This is a genomic window from Paenibacillus sp. p3-SID867 (genome assembly GCF_025142895.1).
In the GTDB taxonomy this organism is placed as follows: Bacteria; Bacillota; Bacilli; order Paenibacillales; family Paenibacillaceae; genus Paenibacillus_AQ.
On sequence record NZ_JAMBDM010000001.1, the window covers coordinates 444,240 to 462,766 of the forward strand.

Annotated in this window: 13 protein-coding genes; all 13 read right to left on the minus strand. The window is 52.7% G+C overall.

Annotated features, from left to right (window positions below; translation table 11 throughout):
- Positions 1-2: 2 nt before the first annotated feature.
- Complete coding sequence (locus tag M4D81_RS02145; protein ID WP_260064271.1) at positions 3-2,303, minus strand: HD family phosphohydrolase; 2,301 nt, start codon at positions 2,301-2,303, stop codon at positions 3-5.
- A gap of 14 nt (positions 2,304-2,317) precedes the next feature.
- Complete coding sequence (locus M4D81_RS02150) at positions 2,318-3,289, minus strand: PhoH family protein (RefSeq protein ID WP_071222938.1); 972 nt, start codon at positions 3,287-3,289, stop codon at positions 2,318-2,320.
- Between the two features lie 6 nt (positions 3,290-3,295).
- A complete protein-coding gene (yqfD, locus tag M4D81_RS02155) occupies positions 3,296-4,489 on the minus strand; it encodes a sporulation protein YqfD (protein ID WP_260064272.1) in 1,194 nt (397 codons plus the stop codon).
- Positions 4,486-4,779, minus strand: coding sequence for a sporulation protein YqfC (yqfC, locus tag M4D81_RS02160; protein WP_071222936.1), 294 nt, complete (start codon positions 4,777-4,779; stop codon positions 4,486-4,488). Before yqfC ends, yqfD begins: the two co-directional genes overlap by 4 nt.
- A 194-nt stretch (positions 4,780-4,973) precedes the next feature.
- A complete protein-coding gene (locus M4D81_RS02165; protein WP_260064273.1) occupies positions 4,974-5,552 on the minus strand; it encodes a hypothetical protein in 579 nt (192 codons plus the stop codon).
- 18 nt (positions 5,553-5,570) lie between these two features.
- Positions 5,571-6,572, minus strand: a complete 1,002-nt coding sequence (gene floA / locus M4D81_RS02170; RefSeq protein ID WP_071222934.1) for a flotillin-like protein FloA — start codon at positions 6,570-6,572, stop codon at positions 5,571-5,573.
- Positions 6,573-6,666: 94 nt separating this feature from the next.
- The gene (locus tag M4D81_RS02175; RefSeq protein WP_260064274.1) at positions 6,667-8,028 is read right to left on the minus strand and encodes an NfeD family protein; all 1,362 of its coding nucleotides are present in this window, start codon (positions 8,026-8,028) and stop codon (positions 6,667-6,669) included.
- Between the two features lie 260 nt (positions 8,029-8,288).
- Positions 8,289-8,729, minus strand: a complete 441-nt coding sequence (locus M4D81_RS02180) for a GatB/YqeY domain-containing protein (RefSeq protein WP_006209020.1) — start codon at positions 8,727-8,729, stop codon at positions 8,289-8,291.
- A 16-nt stretch (positions 8,730-8,745) separates the two neighbouring features.
- The gene (gene rpsU / locus M4D81_RS02185) at positions 8,746-8,919 is read right to left on the minus strand and encodes a 30S ribosomal protein S21 (RefSeq protein ID WP_005547957.1); all 174 of its coding nucleotides are present in this window, start codon (positions 8,917-8,919) and stop codon (positions 8,746-8,748) included.
- A gap of 184 nt (positions 8,920-9,103) precedes the next feature.
- Positions 9,104-9,463, minus strand: a complete 360-nt coding sequence (locus M4D81_RS02190; protein WP_071222932.1) for a histidine triad nucleotide-binding protein — start codon at positions 9,461-9,463, stop codon at positions 9,104-9,106.
- Between the two features lie 273 nt (positions 9,464-9,736).
- Positions 9,737-13,186 carry an AAA family ATPase gene (locus M4D81_RS02195; protein ID WP_260064282.1) on the minus strand — a complete coding sequence of 1,150 codons (3,450 nt, stop codon included), beginning with the start codon at positions 13,184-13,186 and terminating at the stop codon, positions 9,737-9,739.
- Positions 13,187-14,365 carry an exonuclease SbcCD subunit D gene (locus M4D81_RS02200; protein ID WP_260064284.1) on the minus strand — a complete coding sequence of 393 codons (1,179 nt, stop codon included), beginning with the start codon at positions 14,363-14,365 and terminating at the stop codon, positions 13,187-13,189. It abuts the gene before it with no gap.
- 50 nt (positions 14,366-14,415) lie between these two features.
- Complete coding sequence (gene addA, locus M4D81_RS02205) at positions 14,416-18,522, minus strand: helicase-exonuclease AddAB subunit AddA (protein WP_260064447.1); 4,107 nt, start codon at positions 18,520-18,522, stop codon at positions 14,416-14,418.
- Positions 18,523-18,527: the final 5 nt, after the last annotated feature.

Below are 18,527 nucleotides of genomic sequence, written 5' to 3' on the forward strand. Positions count from 1 at the left end.
TCTTATACGCTCCTTCTCTGTTCCTCACTCGTTGCCGATGTCTCGGAAGCGGTCGGGTTATCTCCATTTGGCGCTGTCGGCTTGGGACGCTTCACATCTTCAGGATACTCGATCCGGGAATGGAAAATCCCCATCACCGTCTCCTTTAACGTCTTGGCGATAATATCCAGTTCCTTCATCGTTAAATCGCAATCATTAAACTGGTGGTCATCCAGACGGCCTTTGATGATCTTCTCGATCATCGATTCAACCTGTTCCACCGTCGGTTTACGCAATGAACGAACAGCCGCTTCCACGCTGTCGGCTATGCCGACAATCGCGGATTCCTTGGATTGAGCCTTCGGCCCTGGATAACGGAAATCATCTTCGGTGAAATCCAGTTCTATGCCCTGCTCCTCCGCCTGGCGAACCGCTTTATGATAAAAATAGTGTAAAAACGTTGTGCCATGATGCTGCTCTGCGATATCTCGTATCGGTTTAGGCAGCTTGTACTCCTTGAGCATTTCCACGCCATCCCTTGCGTGTGCAACGATAATGGATTTGCTCAGCTTCGGTTCAATGGAGTCATGCGGGTTCTCCATATTGTTCTGATTCTCGATAAAATAGATCGGACGCTTGGTTTTTCCAATATCATGATAGTAGGATCCGACGCGGCACAGCAGTCCGTTGGCGCCAATCGCTTCTGCCGCCGCTTCGGACAAGTTTCCGACCATGACACTGTGATGATAAGTGCCCGGCGTCTCCGTCAACAGTTTGCGGAGCAGCGGATGGTTCGGGTTCGATAATTCCACCAGCTTCAGTGCCGACAAAATACCGAAGGTGACTTCGAAGAACGGCATTAACCCGATGACCAGGATGGCCGTTAACAATCCGCCCGCAATCGCAAAACCGATCGAATACAGCGTTTCACTCGTGGTCCACGTATCGTTATTGATCAGCAGCATAATGAACACGATCAGCGCTCCGAAGAGAGATGCCATAATGCCGCCCTTCAGCATGGTTGACCGCTGACTCGCCCGATGGATAGAGAAGATCGCCACGCATGAAGTCACGGCCGCGAATAAACCAAATTGGAAATCAAACAGCTCCCCTTGGACATTCAATATGACACTCGCCATGATGCTGAAAATAATGACGCTGAAATAGGCAAGCGAGATTTCCAGCAGCAGGGTTACCAAAATTGCGCCAATCGCGACGGGTGCAAGATAACCCACATATATCTGGGAATCACTCTGCAGAAATGCTGTCAAATGCATGGTGATCAATGTGATCACATACACCAGTACCAGCATTAACAGCTGCGAGTTGTTGTATTTAAATTTACCGGGATCCGATTGCCGGATGAACATTAGTATGCCGAGGGACAGCAAGATCGATAACAACAAAACCCCTAACTCAGGCCAATAGTTGATATCATCTTTCAGCAATCCGTTTTTACCAAGCAGCTCATACATCTCGGGTGTAATGAGTTGACCCTTAGCCACAAGGATATCCCCTTGTTTAATAAAGACAGGTGCGGTATTCTCGCGTTTTTCAACCCTTGCTTCCTTGGTCGCTACTTCGTCAAGAAATTTGTTTGGGGTGATCGCAAGTCGAGACAGCTCTTGAACAACTTCTCTTGAGGTACGATCGTTCAATCGACTTGTGCTTACCATCTCTGCAACCCGTGCCCGGGCTGTTTGCGCATCAAAGATCTCGTTGAGCATCAGCCTGGATACGATATCCCGGGCGACCGTTTTCATCTCGATAATCTCTTCGGAAGTCAGTCTCGGCAGCTTAATAAAAGTCTCTTCAGGAATCCGATAGGTCTGTTCATCAATGACACGCTGCATTTCTTCAAGCAGCTCTTTGGAGTAGGCTTCATTCGTGCTGTTGGCCGACACGAAGTTTTGCACGAATTCTCGAGCCATCCTCGGAATTTCATTACGATAAATTTCGACCTTTTCGCCAGAGCTGATATCGACGTCCTGATTCAAACGTTCAATGCGGTCAAGGATTTGCGTGACCAGAACGTCATTCCGCAGAGGAACGAGAGGGTAAATCGGCTGGACGTTCTCCGCCGCCGCCTCCTGTGCCTTTAGCGTTGCCTTGCTATCCTCAATTTGCACGGGCGCCACGATATTCTTTTCGCTTTTCGTATTGACCTGGATGTCATAGCGTTCCGGCAAAAGCTTGGATGCTAGACTGATATAAAAGAGTAAAGCAAGCAGCAAAAACAGAATATAGCGTGTTGCCACGCTATATTTCCATCCGCTGTTTTTACCCCATATGGACTTGTCCGTCGATGGTTCTTTGGAGGCCATTGCGACAATCCCCTTTAATCTTGGTTTTCTGCTGCTTTATCATAAGCGACGATGATTTTTTGCACTAAAGAGTGACGTACAACATCCTGTTCGGCAAAATAGACGAATCCGACTTCCTCAATTCCGCTTAATATCGATTTAGCTTCGATAAGTCCTGATTTCTTGCCCCGCGGCAGGTCAATCTGGGTCACGTCCCCTGTGATGACCATCTTCGAGCCGAATCCAAGCCGTGTCAGAAACATCTTCATCTGCTCCGGCGTGGTGTTCTGTGCTTCATCCAAAATAATAAATGAATCATCCAGCGTCCGCCCGCGCATGTAAGCAAGCGGCGCAATTTCAATCAATCCACGCTCCAGCGCCTTGGCCGTTTGATCCGGGCCCATAACATCGTATAAGGCATCGTACAGTGGTCTAAGATAAGGATCAACCTTCTCCTGCAGATCACCCGGCAGGAAGCCCAGGCTCTCTCCAGCCTCTACTGCCGGCCTTGTCAGAATGATCCTTTTGACGGAACCTTCCTTCAGGGCGGCAACAGCCAGAACGACGGCCAAGTAGGTTTTCCCTGTTCCGGCAGGACCGATTCCGAATACAACATCCCGCTTTTTGATGGTGGTCACATAGTGCTTCTGACCGATGGTTTTTACACGAATAGGCTTGCCCTTGAAGGTTGTCGTGATTTCGCCCTTGTACAGATCCAGCAATTGATCAGCTCTCAGATCCTTGGCGAGTTCTACAGCATAAAGGATATCACGCTCGGTCAAAATGTAGCCGTTGCGCACAAGCTGGAGCAGCACTTCAAACAGCTGCTGAAGACTCTCCACATTCCGATGTTGCCCACGAATCGTGATGACCGCTTCCCGTGAATCTATCGTCGCAGGAATTTCTTTTTCGATTAATTTAAGAAATGTATCTTGTGGTCCGAATAACGACAGACCTTCTGACGCGCTTTGAAGTAAAATTTGAATGCTGGTCGTTTGCTGTGACAAATAGCCTCATTCTCCTTGATCGTATACTATGGGAAGTTCTTTCGCGATGGTCTCTTCCACCTCAAAAAGCACTTTCATATAAACTTTACCATTCTCTTTCTTATCATGCAAAATTTTTTGGCTTACAAATCTTGAATCGGTCCCATATTTCGCCAAAATATCCCGGCGTGCCCCCTCGATTCCCTCTTTTTTCGCTTCATCCTCGCTTATGGTCCGCTGCACCTCGGTAACCTCCATGATTTTTTCCGTCATCCAGCCCAGCGGAAGCACGCGCGTCCTCCACGTAAGCGGATCATAGAAGGTCAAGGTCTCCTGCTGCGAAAACGGAATATCCCCGTAGCCCCACAGCTGGACGGCCCGATCGCCAAATACGATATACGAACGCTTCTTTCCTTCCCCCGTATACACCTTATGGGTCTTCACCAATGGGATTTCGATATCGTATTCATGCCATACAAGGCCCTTCACTTCCCCTTTGGCTACAATTCGTTCCGAATTTTCCTCGTCCCCAAGGACACCGGAAATCAGAATGTCGCCTTTCTTCACCCGACTGTTAATCCCTACTTTCGGGACCCCCTTCTCGGCGTAAATATGGGTGATCACAGCGTCCTGCGTACTGATTAGATGCCTCGGGCTCTGGAGCGGCGGTTTCTCCGGTACGGCCGCCTCTACGATCTGGATGCGAATGCGCGTCCCGTTGCGTTCCACCCCTACCCATGAAGTCCCTGGGAGGCGGGCGGTCATATTTCCGGACAGCTTGTCCATCGATTGCAGCTTGAATATCCACTGAAACGGATAAATGCCTTCCAACTTGGCCGCATCAAACACATCCTCCGAAGCGATCGTTTCATTCCCCTCGACTTCCACGTTCCACACCATCGAGGAAAGCGTGAGCAGGATCATAAAAAACGCAACAATGCCGATAACAAACGCTTTGCGTATCAACAGACGGCGAGCTTTGAAGGGGTATCCGTAACGCCCCTTGATCCGCGTACGGCAGCCTGTCCGTTTTAACAGCGGCCGGAGCCCTTTGAAATCCTTCAGCAGCAGCTTAAGCTCTGCTGAGTGGGCCCCTGTCGGTGTTACATCCCAAACCGGAATCCCCGCCTCCGCCAATGAATTGATGAATGCTTCCACATGCTCACCGCGAACAGCGAGCTTCAAATATCCTCGAAGATGGATCATCGTCGGAATTTTCACGGTTTCTCCCCCGTTCCTATGTATTGAATATGATGAATGGTGCCAATGATGGTCACTTCATGGCTTTGAATAGCCTGAATCGCAAGTCCGGTCCCCGAAATCTCCAAAGAACCCTGCGTTAAAGACAACACAAGTCGTTCCTCGGAAAAATGCCGGACTCCGCGATGATTTTCGATATGCAGCTCTTTATTGCCAATCAGGGTCAACCGCGGCAAATCAAATAATAGGTCCTGTGGCAAATCAAGCATCTCTTGGGTCCATTTCTGCAGCTTGCGGCTGATGCGGGACATATGGAGACTTTCCCCCTTCCTGTACTGTACACCTTATGCCCCAGGAAGCCGTTTTATGAGATCAAAAGTAAAAAGACCGCCCCGTCAAAAAAATCTGACAAGGCGGTCTCCCGCTTCTATGAATCTATGAATTGTATCTTTACGCATATCTTATTCAAGTAATCGGGTCGAATGTCCCTTATGAATCCGCCAAGTTAACGACGAGGATTCATGGGGCGCTTGGCACGCGGAGTTCCCAGAATTTCGGCCCAAACAATGCCGTTTCGAGCTTGTTCTGCAAGAAACGATCCACTGCCCCTGGACTGTTCATGATCTTCATCCCGGCTTTCGACAACCGTTTCAGGTAATGCGATGGTCATCCGGTTCAAATTCGAGTGAATTCGGTTCAAATCCCGCTCCATCATCTCGAGTCGATGATCTATGCTGTCAGGTCGAGACCTCATCTCTTCCTCACGTCTGGCTCGATCAATCTCTTGATGTTCAAGAGAGTATCCGTTGCCGGTATCCATTTCTTCTTCATCCATCCGCTCGATCCGGGTGCTTTCCTGAACAGGTGCCGGACGGGAGACTTGCGGAGTCGTCTGTACCCGTCTTGGTTCAGGCCGCTGTGGTCGCTGCTGCCCCGGTCTTACAGGACGATCCCCTTCGCCGCCGAAGGACGGCATACGAGGGTTTTTCCCCTCCTCAGGGTTCTTGCCGCGTCTTCCGAGGGCGGAGATAATGAAGAAGCCTATAACAGCTACAACGTAAAAGTTTTCGATTAACCAGCTCACTATAGGCTCACCTCATCGTTACTTGGTTTTGTTGTCCCCGGAATTGTCATTATTCTCACCCATCTTACCGAAGGAACCCCTCATCTGCGTGTCGGCTTCGATATTCTTCAGGTTCATATAATCCATCACGCCCAATTGGCCGCTGCGAAGCGCTTCAGCCATAGCCAGCGGAACTTGGGATTCCGATTCCACAACGCGTGCTCTCATCTCTACGACGCGAGCCTTCATCTCTTGCTCTTGGGCTACCGCCATCGCGCGGCGTTCTTCCGCCTTCGCTTGGGCAATACGCTTATCGGCTTCCGCCTGTTCGGTCTGCAAGTAGGCGCCGATGTTTTTGCCTACATCCACGTCCGCGATATCGATGGACAGAATTTCAAATGCTGTTCCCGCGTCGAGTCCCTTGGACAGAACCGTTCTCGAAATCAGATCCGGATTTTCAAGAACATCTTTATGCGAATTACTGGAACCTACCGTCGTTACGATCCCTTCGCCGACACGAGCAATAATCGTCTCTTCGCCAGCCCCCCCGACCAAACGGTCAATGTTGGCACGAACGGTAACACGAGCCTTAACCTTCACTTCAATACCGTCTCTAGCAACAGCTGCTACAACCGGTGTCTCGATAACACGCGGGTTAACGCTCATCTGAACAGCCTGCAGAACATCGCGTCCTGCCAGGTCAATCGCAGCAGCTCTTTCGAATTCGAGCGGAATATTCGCACGCTGGGCTGCAATCAATGCATTAACCACCCGGTCAACGTTACCGCCTGCGAGATAGTGACTCTCAAGTTGGTTAATATTCAGGCCTAGACCTGCTTTTGTCGCCTTGATGAGCGGATTCACAATCCGGCTCGGCGTTACGCGCCGCAGTCGCATGGCCACCAACGTAATAATCCCGATGCGAACGCCGGAAGCGATCGCCGAGATCCAGAGCATTAACGGGAAGAAACTGAAAAACACGCTTAGCACAATGATCGCGACAACCCCGATTAGTAGTACTGGTATCAAAGAACCATCCATATTTACTTTACCCTCCATTTTTAAAATATTTACGTTTCTCACTTGAACGCTTAAACATTAGCCCATTTAATACTACACAATTCCGTGACGAGGTTCACCCTTTTTCTTCCTCTACGACAATTCTGGTGCCGTCCGTCTTGATGACGCGGACCGGCCGACCGGAATCGATAAATCCTCCAAGGGTAACTACATCAAGGCGTCGCCCCTCAAGCTCCATCGTTCCAGCTGGTCGCAGCGGCGTTATCGATGTGCCGACCAGACCGATAAGTACATCCCGATCTTCATTCGGAATATACCCTTGCTCTTTGGATAAGCTGTCGCTGAGAATAAACTTCCGCCATATTCCCCGTTCCTTAAATACGAGAGCGACCACGATGATAGCCACCAGAGCACAAGCCGCCCCAATACCCAGGGACAGAGCCACATGAGACGTGCTGTAGGCAGCCATAACAACGCCGGCAATCAAGCTGGCTGATCCTATGATGCCCAGTATCCCGAAGCTTGGCACAAACAGCTCCATCGCCAGCATCACGATACCGATCACAAACAGCAGCCAGTTCTCCCAACCGGCAAATCCTGCGACCTGGTTACCGAAGAAATACAGTACAAATGCGGTCACCCCTAGAATGCCCGGCACACCAAAGCCCGGAACTATCACTTCGATAATGACACCTGCAATACCGATGAAGAGCAGGAGCGCCATGACACCGGGATGCGTTAGGAAGGTAGCCAGCTTCTCTGAAAAGGTCTGCTCCATCCGAAATATGTCCTGCGTGGAGTAGTCCATCCACGTGATAACTTCTTCTGTGCTGTTCGCAATCGTATCCGCATAACCCGTCTTCAGCGCTTCATCATGCGTCAACGATATGATCTCCCCGGGTTGCTTCGTCAAACCGACTTCAGGTAGGTCCATCTTCATCTTGAGATCAGCCATCCCCTTGGCAATCTCCGGATTTCGACCTGAAGCTTCAGCGGCACTCGCCATGCTTGTTTTCCACCAGGAAACCATCTTGGCATCCTCGATCGGATTCCCCCTGGCATCCACCATATAAGCCGCGCCAATCATGCTGCCTTCCGCCATGGCAATCTTGTCTGCGTTCAGCGCAATGTAACTTCCAGCCGATGCGGCATCACCCGTGATGTGAGCCACAATCGGAATATCGCTGGCCTTCATCAAGGATGCAATTTTACCCGCTTGGTCGACCAGGCCTCCCGGCGTATCAATTTCCAGGATGATCAGTCCAGCCCCCATCTTCTCGGCTTCCTTAAATCCACGCTCCATGAAGCTGGTTAAGCCGCGCTCGATCTGCTGCTTGACCGGAATGACATACACCGATCCGATGTTAGCAGCCACCGCGGATTTCATCGGACCTACATACATTCCGATTGAGATCAGCATCATAACGACGGCTGCCGTGAATGTCAGGAATTTGCGGATCCATAACGGTCTGCTCATCTGTTCCCCTCCTTTTCGACGTATTAAGCCATCTGTACCCCTATACTTCGACAAAACGGGTTCAGCGACCTGCCTTTTGCATAAGCATATGTATCTACTTGCCCTCATATGGTAGTTACTACGAATCAGAAACGATTTCGTTTCAAAAAGTATGCCCATCCTTAGAAAAAACCATCGCCAAGAGGCGGTTCATGAATACATCCCCCGGATAAAAAGAAAAAACACCCCTTGAGAAAACAAGGGGTGTTTCACTTATGTTGTTACAGAAATTGTTGAACAACTTGATTGACAAGCTTTCCATCTGCACGCCCTTTAACTTTCGGCATGAGAGCGCTCATTACTTTACCCATCTCGGCTTTTGAAGAAGCACCGGTTTCCTGGATGGTCTGCTGTACAATGACTTTAATTTCTTCTTCAGTAAGCTGTTCCGGGAGGTAGGCGCTTAGGAGCTCAATTTCTGCTTTTGCATCGGCGGCAAGATCGTCGCGTCCCGCTTTTTCAAATTCTTGGAGGGCATCTTTGCGCTGTTTGATTTCACGACTAAAAATATCAAGCACTTCGTTGTCATCCAAACTTCGTTTCAAATCTATTTCAAGATTTTTTATCGTCGAACGAACCATTCGAATCGTTGAGAGTTTGAACTTGTCCTTACTCTTCATCGCTTGCTTCATATCTTCGTTCAATCGTTCGCTAAGATTCATGCTAGTTCAGATCCTCCTAAAACTTTCTCTTACGAGCAGCCTCGGACTTTTTCTTGCGCTTTACGCTTGGCTTTTCATAATGCTTGCGTTTCTTCACTTCAGCCAATACGCCATCTTTAGCAATGGAACGCTTGAAGCGACGAAGTGCAGCATCAATTGTCTCGTTTTTGCGAACTTTAGTTTCAGACACCAGTTTTCCCTCCCTCCGACCAGACCGTCCAAGAGCATTAACACGGTTCATCAAACTTCATTATAGGGCAAACGGAAATAAGGTGTCAACCTTAGGCGTCTATTTTACAATAGTCGCAGGAATTGGAACAACCCCGCCACGACGTTCCGCTGCGAGGCTGATCTATTTCTTCATTGGCCTAATGTTATGTATGCGCGGGCGAAATGCCTGTTAAAGCGCCTAAACGGCGACCGCCCATCAGATGATAGTGCACATGAAACACCGATTGTTCCCCGTCAGGTCCGCAGTTGTTAATTAATCGATAACCGCTCTCCGCAATGCCCAGCTTGGCAGCGGCTTCTTTCGCCGCTTTGTGCATCTCGCCAATCAACAGCAAATCTTCATCCTGAATATCGTTCATGGATGCGATATGCTTCTTGGGAATAATCAGAACATGAACCGGCGCCTCCGGGTTAATGTTTTGAAATACAAGCACCTTATCATTCTCGAGCACTTTCGTGGAAGGAAGCTCCCCCTCTACGATTTTACAAAAAAGACAATCCATCACGGTTACCCCTTTCATACGTTTACATGCTTTTATCATATAAGAAATTAGGCAGTGCGTCCAATAGATGACAATGAGACATACGCAAAAAAAAAGAGAAGCACCACTGGAACGCAGCTGTCCAGTAAGGAGGCGCTTCATCACGAGAGCAAGGGAAAAGATTGGAGTCTCTCATGATCAAGCGCCTGCCCGGTGCTTCTTATATATGTCGGCTTATCTGTACTATAACAGCGCCATGTAGCTGTTTCCGTGATTTAGATCACATCAACCGTGCTACATCGATTCGATCGCAAGCTGTGATCCGGCTCCCGCTTGCTCCGCCGGCCGTATGACCAGCTTCCGCGGCAGACGCGCACGAAGCTCTGGCACATGACTGATGATGCCAACGGTCAGCTTATCGGTATGGAGTCGCTCAAGCGCGGTGATGACCGTTTCCAGCAGCTCCGGATCCAGCGTACCGAACCCTTCGTCGAGGAAAAAGAACTGCAGCGGATATTGCCCGCGCAGCTGAATCTGTGCCGAGAGTGCCAAAGCCAAGGCCAATGAGGTCAGAAATGTCTCGCCGCCCGATAACGTGGATACCGGACGCCGGACGCCGCCGTTGGCATCGTCCCGAATGACGAAGCCTCCACCGGAATCCACCTCAAGCGAATAGCGCTGCTTGGTTAAATAACGAAGACGCTGGGAAGCCGACTGACTCACCTGCATCAGTTGTTCTTCCGCAATATATTCAACAAATGCGTTTCCGCGCAAGCAGGACTGCAGTTTGGACAAGCGCTCGCTCTCTCGTTGAAGGTTAAGACGCTGCTCTTCCAATTCCATAAACCGGATGTGACGTTTGTTCAGGTCCTCCAAGTCACGCTCGGCTCGGGCTCTCGCCTGAAGGGCCTCCTCATCGGCTGTACGGGCCGCCTGAAGCTCGGCTGTGCACCGTTCCCACTCTTCTTCATGAAAAGGGCTCGCACCAAGCTTCTGCTCGACGTCGCGAAGCCTCAGCGTCCATTCCCGCTGTCCTTCCCGATGGGCTTTCACTAACTGTGCGCATCGTTCACTTTCTTCCGCGCTTAAACAGGCTTCCAGGACGGCAAGCTCCGTAGCGAACGGTGAGGCTGCCAGCTGGTTCTCCCAGGCAAGCTTGGCAGCCTGATGCTGCTCCTGCGCAGATCTCTCAGCCTGTTCTGCAAGAGCCGCTTCCTTGGCTGCATGCTGAGCCTTCTCTTCTGCCTTCCTGCACTCGCTTCTGGCTTGTTCAGCAGCTTCCTTCAGCAGGGTCGCTCTGGTCCGGCATTCACCGAGCAGCTCTTCAGCCGACCGGTCGCCGATCCATGCCCGGAGACGCTCTTCCTTATCCTTCAGTCCATCCGCCTTTCCCTCTCGCTGAGCATCCCATTGAATCAGCTGCTTCTCCAGCTCACGAAGCTGCTGCTCCAAGCGAAGGACTGCCTGCTTCTTCTCCTCAATAAATGGAACGCTGCGCTCCAGCCCTTCCTTTATGGACTCGGCTTCCGCATCCTTCTCTTGCATGAGCTGAAAACGGCCGGCTGCTTCCTCCAGAGAGAAGTCCGGCTTGACTGCCTGCCAGGAGGTTAAAATGCCTTCAGCTTCAGCTTCCAGTCCTGCCAGCTGATCCCGAAGCTGGTTCCAAGTCATTTGCCCATTCTCAAGCGCGGCGCTCTGTTTCATAAGCTCCTGCCGGCATGTGGAGAGGCTCTGCTGTACCTTGGACGCTTCCATACGGCATTGCCCGATGGCTGCAGCCTGGGTTTCGGCTGCTTTTATGAGCCATGCCGTGTCTGAAGCCAGCTTTTCTACATCGTACGTTTTATCAGCGGCTGGTATCGTTGACACCGCTGCCTCCATCCATCCTTGTTGCTCCTGCCCGGCTAGTTTGACGGCAAGCAGCTCGTCATCTGCATACGGCTCAATCTGCGAACGCGTTTGGCTTGCCAGCGCTTCCGCTTCATTCAGTTGCCCCCGCAGGGTTAATCTGGCCTCCTGGATCTGATGAATGATCTGTACCAGCTGATTCAAGGTCTCATCGAGATGATCTTCAGGGTGCCCTGATGAGGCAGCAGGCTGAGGATGATGTTCACTTCCGCAAACCGGACAAGGATCTCCTTCCCGAAGTTCGGCGGCGAGCGAAAGGGACAGCGCATGAAGCTGCTTGTTGCGAAGCGAGTCGCTCATCGCCTGGTTTACCTGAGCTGCCGCAGCCGCCATCCGATCGGCAAACGACGAGGCTTCGGCTGCATCACGCTGCAAGCTGTCAGCTTGCACGGAGAGCTGTATGTAGTTCCGCTGCAATTCTTGCTCCTGCTTCTGCAGGGCAATAAGGCTTGCTTCTTGCTCCTTCAGCTTGCTCTCCTGCGATTTTAACTCGAGCTCAGCCTTTTGCTTCCGTCTGCCGGCTGACTCAAGAGCTTGGACCTTCTGCATCGCCATATGAAGCGCCTGGCGCTCACCAGAGCGGATCTCAAGCCCTTTCAGCTTGGTCTGCAGCTCCTCCTGCCGCTTTTGCCCCCGTTCGAGCAGCTCCTGTTCCTTCTGCAGTTGGGCAGTTACTCCATCAAGCTCTTTGCGTGCGTCCACTCGCTGAGCATCCAGCCTAATCAGTTCTTCACGTAATCCGTCACGTTCCCGCTGCAATAAAACAGCTTGCTCCAGCTGCTGCTCCCGAAGCACCAGCTTCGGCTCCTCGGCCCGAAGGGCTGCCTGGGCAGCTTCATCCGCCTTGACGGCTTGCTCCGCCGCGTTCTGAGCGGATGCGGCTTGCGCGGTGAGTCCTTCGGCAATTTGCCTCCGATATTCCCAGGCCTTGCCGGATTCGCGCCAAACTTCAAGCGCAGGAAGAACAGCGGCTGCCGCCCCTGTCAGCTCAAGCCGTCGTTCCAGCTGCTTCATCTCTTCCTCATGAAGGGCAAGTTCATCCAGCTTCCCTTGGAGTCGACGTTTTTCCATATCCAACTCACGGATTTTCCCCATAGCTTCATGGGCTTCAATGGCGGCCTGGAGAAGATTCCGTGATGACGCCGCGTGTTTCTTGGCATCCTCCAGCACCGTAGTCGCTTCCGCCAGAGCTTCTTTGCCTGCACTGCCCAGCCCTTGCTGCTCGGCTTCGACGGATTTCAGCGAACCCTCTGTATCCTTCACGCGGCGGCTGAGCTTGATCGCAAGCTGGTCTCCGTACCGTTCCAAATGAAACAGCCGCTGAAGCATCTGCCGACGCTCACTCCCCTTCAGGGAGAGGAATTCAGCAAACTTGCCTTGAGGAAGAACGACCGCACGGGTGAAATCATCCATTTTAAGTCCGATTTTCTCTTCTACGCAGCGGGTGACTTCGGCCAGTTTATCCGCCATCACCTGATCCCCATCGGGGGTAACTTGGATAAATCGACTCACCGTATTGCTGATGGAGAGCTCATTGACCCGTTTGAATCGGCGCTCTACCCGGTATCGCTCCAGTCCGGCAGCGGATGACAACTCAAACGTAAAAGAGACGGACAAGCTGTCCTCCGAATGGTTCATGATGCCCTGGGTTCCGTTAACCGCACGCTCCACCTTTCCGTACATGGCTAAAGTGATAGCATCCAGCAGTGTGGATTTCCCGCTTCCCGTCGGTCCGAAAATACCGAAGAGTCCGGTTTCGCACAACGTCTCAAAATCAATCTCCTGCGGTTCTCGATAACTCTGCAGTCCGGATAATTTCAACAAGATCGGTTTCATCTACGACTTCACCTCCGTCCCGTCAGGCTCCTCTTCCTCTACAAGCTCCAGAAACAAATCGACCAGATGATCCTCGGGCTCCGCCCCGCCGGTTTGCCGCTGGTAGAACTTTCGGAACAGGTCCGGCAGCGGCAGCCGGGAGCGCTCGCTCTCCAGCTCCAGCGCCTCCATCTCCGGGTAAACCGGACGAATGTGAACAATGCCGTCCCTGCTCTTTCGTAGTCGCTGAATGTCGGCAAGCCCCATGGCCTCTGTTAGGGATACCTCTAAATCGATGAATGCTTCAGGATCACGCCCCTCATCCAGCCACCGATACACTTCTTCCAGGCCGCCTTTTGCCTTCCAGCGAACAAGCGGGCGGCCGCTGCTAAGAAACAGCTCCTCGATCACGGGGGCTCCTCCTGGCGATACGTCAACCAGGGTCACCGATTTGGCCTGTCCCGCTTCCGAGAAGCTATAGGCCAGCGGTGAACCGCTGTAGCGGATGATCCCCTCCCCTTTTACTGCCTGAGAACGATGCAGGTGGCCAAGGGCCGTGTAGGATGCACCTACAGAAAGTGCCAACGGGTCAACCGTGTACGCTCCACCGACCTGAATCGGTCGCTCGGAATCGCTCTCGACGCCGCCAAGCACATAGATATGGCTCATGGCCAGATTGACCGTCTGCGGAGAAAAATCCTTCGCCATCTTCCTCATCAGTTGTCCGACTCTCTCGCTATAGGCACGGCGGAGCTGATCCTCATCTCCATCGATCGAAAGCAGCTCATTGAGCCTGGCCTCCGACGGATATGGGAGTGCCGCAATCTTGGCCGTTTCTCCGGTACGTGCCGCTGCAACAGTGACCGCATCGGCAATAGGTGTCCCGATCAGCGTTATGCCTCTGGTTGCAACAAGCGGCGTGACCGACGCAACCCGTTCTGGCTGATCGTGGTTCCCTGCAATGACCACCATAGGGCGCCCCCCTTCCGTAAGCCTGGCGGCCGCGTCGTAAAACAACTGCTCTGCCGCCGCAGGCGGATTTACGGAATCATAGACGTCCCCCGCCATAAGGATCAGATCGGCCTGCTCTTCGTCTGCCAGCTTAACCAGCTCATCCAGAAAGCGCTCCTGCTCGGCAAGCCTGCTCCGCCCTTCGAGCGTGCGCCCCAGATGCCAGTCTCCGGTATGCAAAATACGCATTGCTAATCTCCTCTCCCGCTTCAAACTTGCACATAAAATCAATAGAAATGCTAGAGTTGAACGGCATGTCCCCCATCAAAAAAGTACAGCCATTTTTCATGAATGGTCTCGCTTAAAATATCCTCCAAGGCCTTCGCATATAGATCCAGCTGAAAGCGGTACTGCTCAGCCAAGGCCGTAACGCCCCCGCGATGTTCCAGCACCCGGTCTGTTTTATAATCCAGCAGCACAAGTCTTCCGTTATGCCTGAACAGGCAGTCCACAACCCCTTGGATCAGGACGGTTTCGTCCTGAAGAAGCTGCACATCCGGGGCCGCTTGGTCCGAGATTTGGTCCATGAAAGCGAGCCCTTGATAAGCTTCAGCTGCCGGGAGTGCATATGAAAACGGCATCTCGCGCCAGACATCCTCTGCAGTCAGCAGCTGCTTCCCTACCTCGCAATCAAAAAGGCCGCTGATCTCCTGAGCTTCTACCGCGGCTGCCTGCTCACCGGTTATGATTTCTTTTTCTACAAGATAGCGGATCGTGTCTTCGATCTCCGGCGTCGGTTCCGCAGCTCCCTCCAGTCGTTGAAGAGGCACATGCTGCATGATCGTATGATACACGGTTCCCCGTTCCGCGGGTGTCAGCTTCGTTGACTCCATAAATTTCGGCCGCCGCAAGTTCAGTGTGAAGGAAGCGTCTCCCCCGATATTTCCCTTGCTCTGACGTTGTACAGCCTGCTCCTGAAGCAGATCCAGGGAGGGGCTGTCCTGCAAGGCAAGCAGCTTCTTCATCTCCGTTACGGACGTTTTGGCGGAAATTTGACTGACCGTTTCATATCGATAACTCCAAGACAAACGCTCATAGATGCCTGCACGTTGACCGTCTCCACCCTTATCTTCCGCTTCGGCTATACCAGTCACCGGAACAATCGGCTCGAGCTTGCGCAGGGCACTCAGCTTATTCTTCCGATCGTCGCTATCCGCCCGCGTGTCTTCCTCAATGCCGGTCATGCCCTGCGCCAAGGATTCCGGCGTCTCGATCGAAAATATCCATTGCGATCGATCTTCCCCCAACACGCGTGAGCTCGTTTCCCCGGATAATCCCGCCTTTTCGCGGAGCACACCCGCGGATGGATGGCGTATCACGGCCGGGCCGATCCAATCCAAGTAACTCCGGCCCCGGGCAAGGACGTAATCCGGCAGAAGAAGCTCCGGGTTAAAGTCGGCTTGTGCCCACGCAGTTACCTTCTTCGGCAAATCCTTCACCGTGCCGACGAGGATCATTTTCTCTTTAGGCCGGGTAAGGGCAACGTAAAGCACACGCATCTCCTCAGCCAACAGCTCCAGCTGTGACCTGCGCCGGATCGCCAGATTAGGCAGCGTCGGATAGCTAACGCGCATCCCTTCATCCACAAACTTCGGTCCAAAGCCTAGCTCCTTATGCATCAGGAAAGGGGAATTCAAATCCTGCTGATTGAAATTTTTGGATAATCCCGCAACAAAAACAACCGGGAATTCCAGCCCCTTACTCTTGTGGATGGTCATCAAGCGCACCGCGTTGCCCTGACTTTCCGTACCGCCGGCCGTGCCGAGATCCCCGCCTCGCTCCCGGAGCCGGGAGATAAAGGTCAGGAAGCGGAAGAGACCTCTGGAGGCTGTATCCTGTTCATACTGCACGGCTCTGTCATACAAAGCAGTCAGATTGCCCTGACGCTGCTTGCCGCCGGGCAGACCGCCAACCCAATCCAAATAGCCGGTTTCACTGTAAATTCGCCAGATCAGATCGCTCAAACTTCCTTGGCGGGCTTCCTGCCGCCAGCGCTGAAGCCGATCCATAAACAATCCGAGTTTTGAGCCAAGCTCCGGGGATATTTCGATATTCTGACCTTCGGCTGATGGCGGAGCATCCGAAAGAAAGCTGCCAACCACAAGCTCATGACCTGCTGCTGCTTCAGCCAAGCCTTCCAGTTCTACGCCTGGGGTCCATTTGCCATCCACAAAGCCCACAGGGCGCGTCGAATCCATGACCGACGGGACGCTGCTTAACGCGACTGCCGCTTGAAGCGCATCGTAATAAGTCCCTTTGGCACACAGGCGCACCTGTGCCATCTCTTCCTCGGATAATCCGAGGATGGGCGAGCGCAATACGGAAGCCAGGGGAATATCCTGCCGGGGATTATCAATCACCTGCAGCAGCGATAAGATGATCTCCACTTCCGTCGCCTGAAAATATCCTTTGTTCTGCTCGCCAAACGCCGGAATTCCTTCCTGACGCAGCTCCTCTATAATTAACGGTGCCCATACCATGGCTGAGCGCAGCAAAATAACCATGTCCCCGTACCCCGCGGGCCGCATCGATTTCAGTCCCTTATCGTACACCATGAGCGGCTTCCCGCTTTCGCCTGTCATCTCACGGATTCTGCGGGCAATGGCGCGGGCCTCCAGCTGGGCGGTTTCCATTTCAAGCGCCTCAACCTCAAGATGAGCCCCGTCTTCCTCGGAAGCCGAGTCTTCGGACTGCTCCTCCGTCCCTTTTCCAAGGCGGTCAATCAGGAGCAATTCAGGGATGTAAGGGTTCGTGCCATCCTGAATCTCCTGCTCCGGAAAGGAAGCCCCGCATACAAGCTCAGCCCTGGCATCATAGGCAATCTCGGCTACGGATTCATTCATGATCTGCCGGAACAGCAAATTGACGGCATCCACCACTTCCATCCGGCTGCGGAAATTACGGGCCAAATCAATCCGGATGCCGGCTTGAGCCGTGCTCGCGTCGGAAGAGAACGTCTTATATTTATCGAGAAACAGTCCCGGCTCCGCCAGGCGGAACCGATAAATACTCTGCTTCACGTCTCCGACCATAAACCGGTTACCCGGCATTTCCCGGGAGATCAATCGCACAATGTCTTCCTGTACGCTATTCGTATCCTGATATTCGTCGAGCAGCACTTCATCAAACTGCTCGCGATATTCCATCGCCGCATCGGAAGGCATCATATGACCCGGTACGGAATCGGGGTGGCGAAGAATATGGAGGCAATAATGCTCAAGGTCGTTAAAGTCGACCATGCCTTTGGCTGCCTTGGCCTCCCGGTATCGCTCGCCAAAAGCGATAACCGTCTCGGCCAGCTCCATCATCAGCGGCGCTGCCGTGTGAAGTTCCTGTAAAAACTCCGATGCCGGACGGCCAAACAATGCACTTTTCAACTCGTTAACAATTTTCTTCACGTTATCGCGCAGTTCCTTAACCTGTTCCTGAAGCTCCGGCAGCACCTCATCCTTCCGAACGGATTTGAGCTTGCCGAAAGACGCCTCGCGGAAAATGCCGTACAACGATTCCCACGGCGAAATATCGATGGCCTCGAGCAGGGAGGCGACCAGGCGCAAGTCGTCATCCAGATTGTCGACATACGGCGCAGGACCTCCCGGCTGCATGGCGATCGCCCTGGCTTGCTGCAGCAACCCGGCTGCTCCATTCAAGGCCAACCGCGCATCCGCCAATATGCTTTGAACCCATGGCGTTTGCCCAAGAGCCTCCGTATCTTGCACCTGGAAGCCGGCAGCCGTTTCCCTAAGCCAATGCGCCGGCCACGAATGGCTGCGGGAGAAATCGTAGAGACGCTGCACGAGTCGGTACAGCGCGTCATCTGTTCGCTCGCCGCTAAACCAGTCCGCCAATCTTACAAAACGGCTCTCCGAATCGTCCTCGGCCTCGCCGTATTTCTCTTCGAACAGCTCCTCCAGCAAATCCTGCCGCATTAAATCCGCCTCATGTTCATTCAGAATGCGGAATCCCGGATCCAGAGGTATTAACTGATAATATCGCCGAATGACTTCCATGCAAAAGGAATGCAGCGTTGTAATCGACGCCCTGCCAAGCAAAGCGAGCTGTCGCCGGATATGCTCATTGTCCGGATCCCGGTCCAGCTCACGGTCAAGCGCTTCCCGGATCCGTCCCCGCATTTCGGCAGCCGCTGCCTTGGTAAACGTAGCCACAAGAAGCCGGTCAACGCTGAACCCCGCGGAATCGTCGAGAATTTTGCGAATGATCCGTTCAACCAGCACGGCGGTCTTCCCTGAACCAGCCGCAGCGGCAACCAGCATGTCATCGCCCGAGAGCGCGATGGCTTTCCACTGGTCGTCACTCCACATGCTGCCCTCGGGTTTTGCTATCATCTCTC

What these genes read in the sequence shown, in the direction of transcription:
- M4D81_RS02145 (WP_260064271.1), bottom strand. Translation starts at nt 2,303, where the DNA reads ATGGCCTCCAAAGAACCATCGACGGACAAGTCCATATGGGGTAAAAAC.
- M4D81_RS02175 (WP_260064274.1), bottom strand. Translation starts at nt 8,028, where the DNA reads ATGAGCAGACCGTTATGGATCCGCAAATTCCTGACATTCACGGCAGCC.
- M4D81_RS02190 (WP_071222932.1), bottom strand. Translation starts at nt 9,463, where the DNA reads ATGGATTGTCTTTTTTGTAAAATCGTAGAGGGGGAGCTTCCTTCCACG.
- M4D81_RS02200 (WP_260064284.1), bottom strand. Translation starts at nt 14,365, where the DNA reads ATGCGTATTTTGCATACCGGAGACTGGCATCTGGGGCGCACGCTCGAA.
- yqfC (WP_071222936.1), bottom strand. Translation starts at nt 4,779, where the DNA reads ATGTCCCGCATCAGCCGCAAGCTGCAGAAATGGACCCAAGAGATGCTT.
- M4D81_RS02195 (WP_260064282.1), bottom strand. Translation starts at nt 13,186, where the DNA reads ATGAAACCGATCTTGTTGAAATTATCCGGACTGCAGAGTTATCGAGAA.
- addA (WP_260064447.1), bottom strand. Translation starts at nt 18,522, where the DNA reads ATGATAGCAAAACCCGAGGGCAGCATGTGGAGTGACGACCAGTGGAAA.
- M4D81_RS02180 (WP_006209020.1), bottom strand. Translation starts at nt 8,729, where the DNA reads ATGAATCTTAGCGAACGATTGAACGAAGATATGAAGCAAGCGATGAAG.
- floA (WP_071222934.1), bottom strand. Translation starts at nt 6,572, where the DNA reads ATGGATGGTTCTTTGATACCAGTACTACTAATCGGGGTTGTCGCGATC.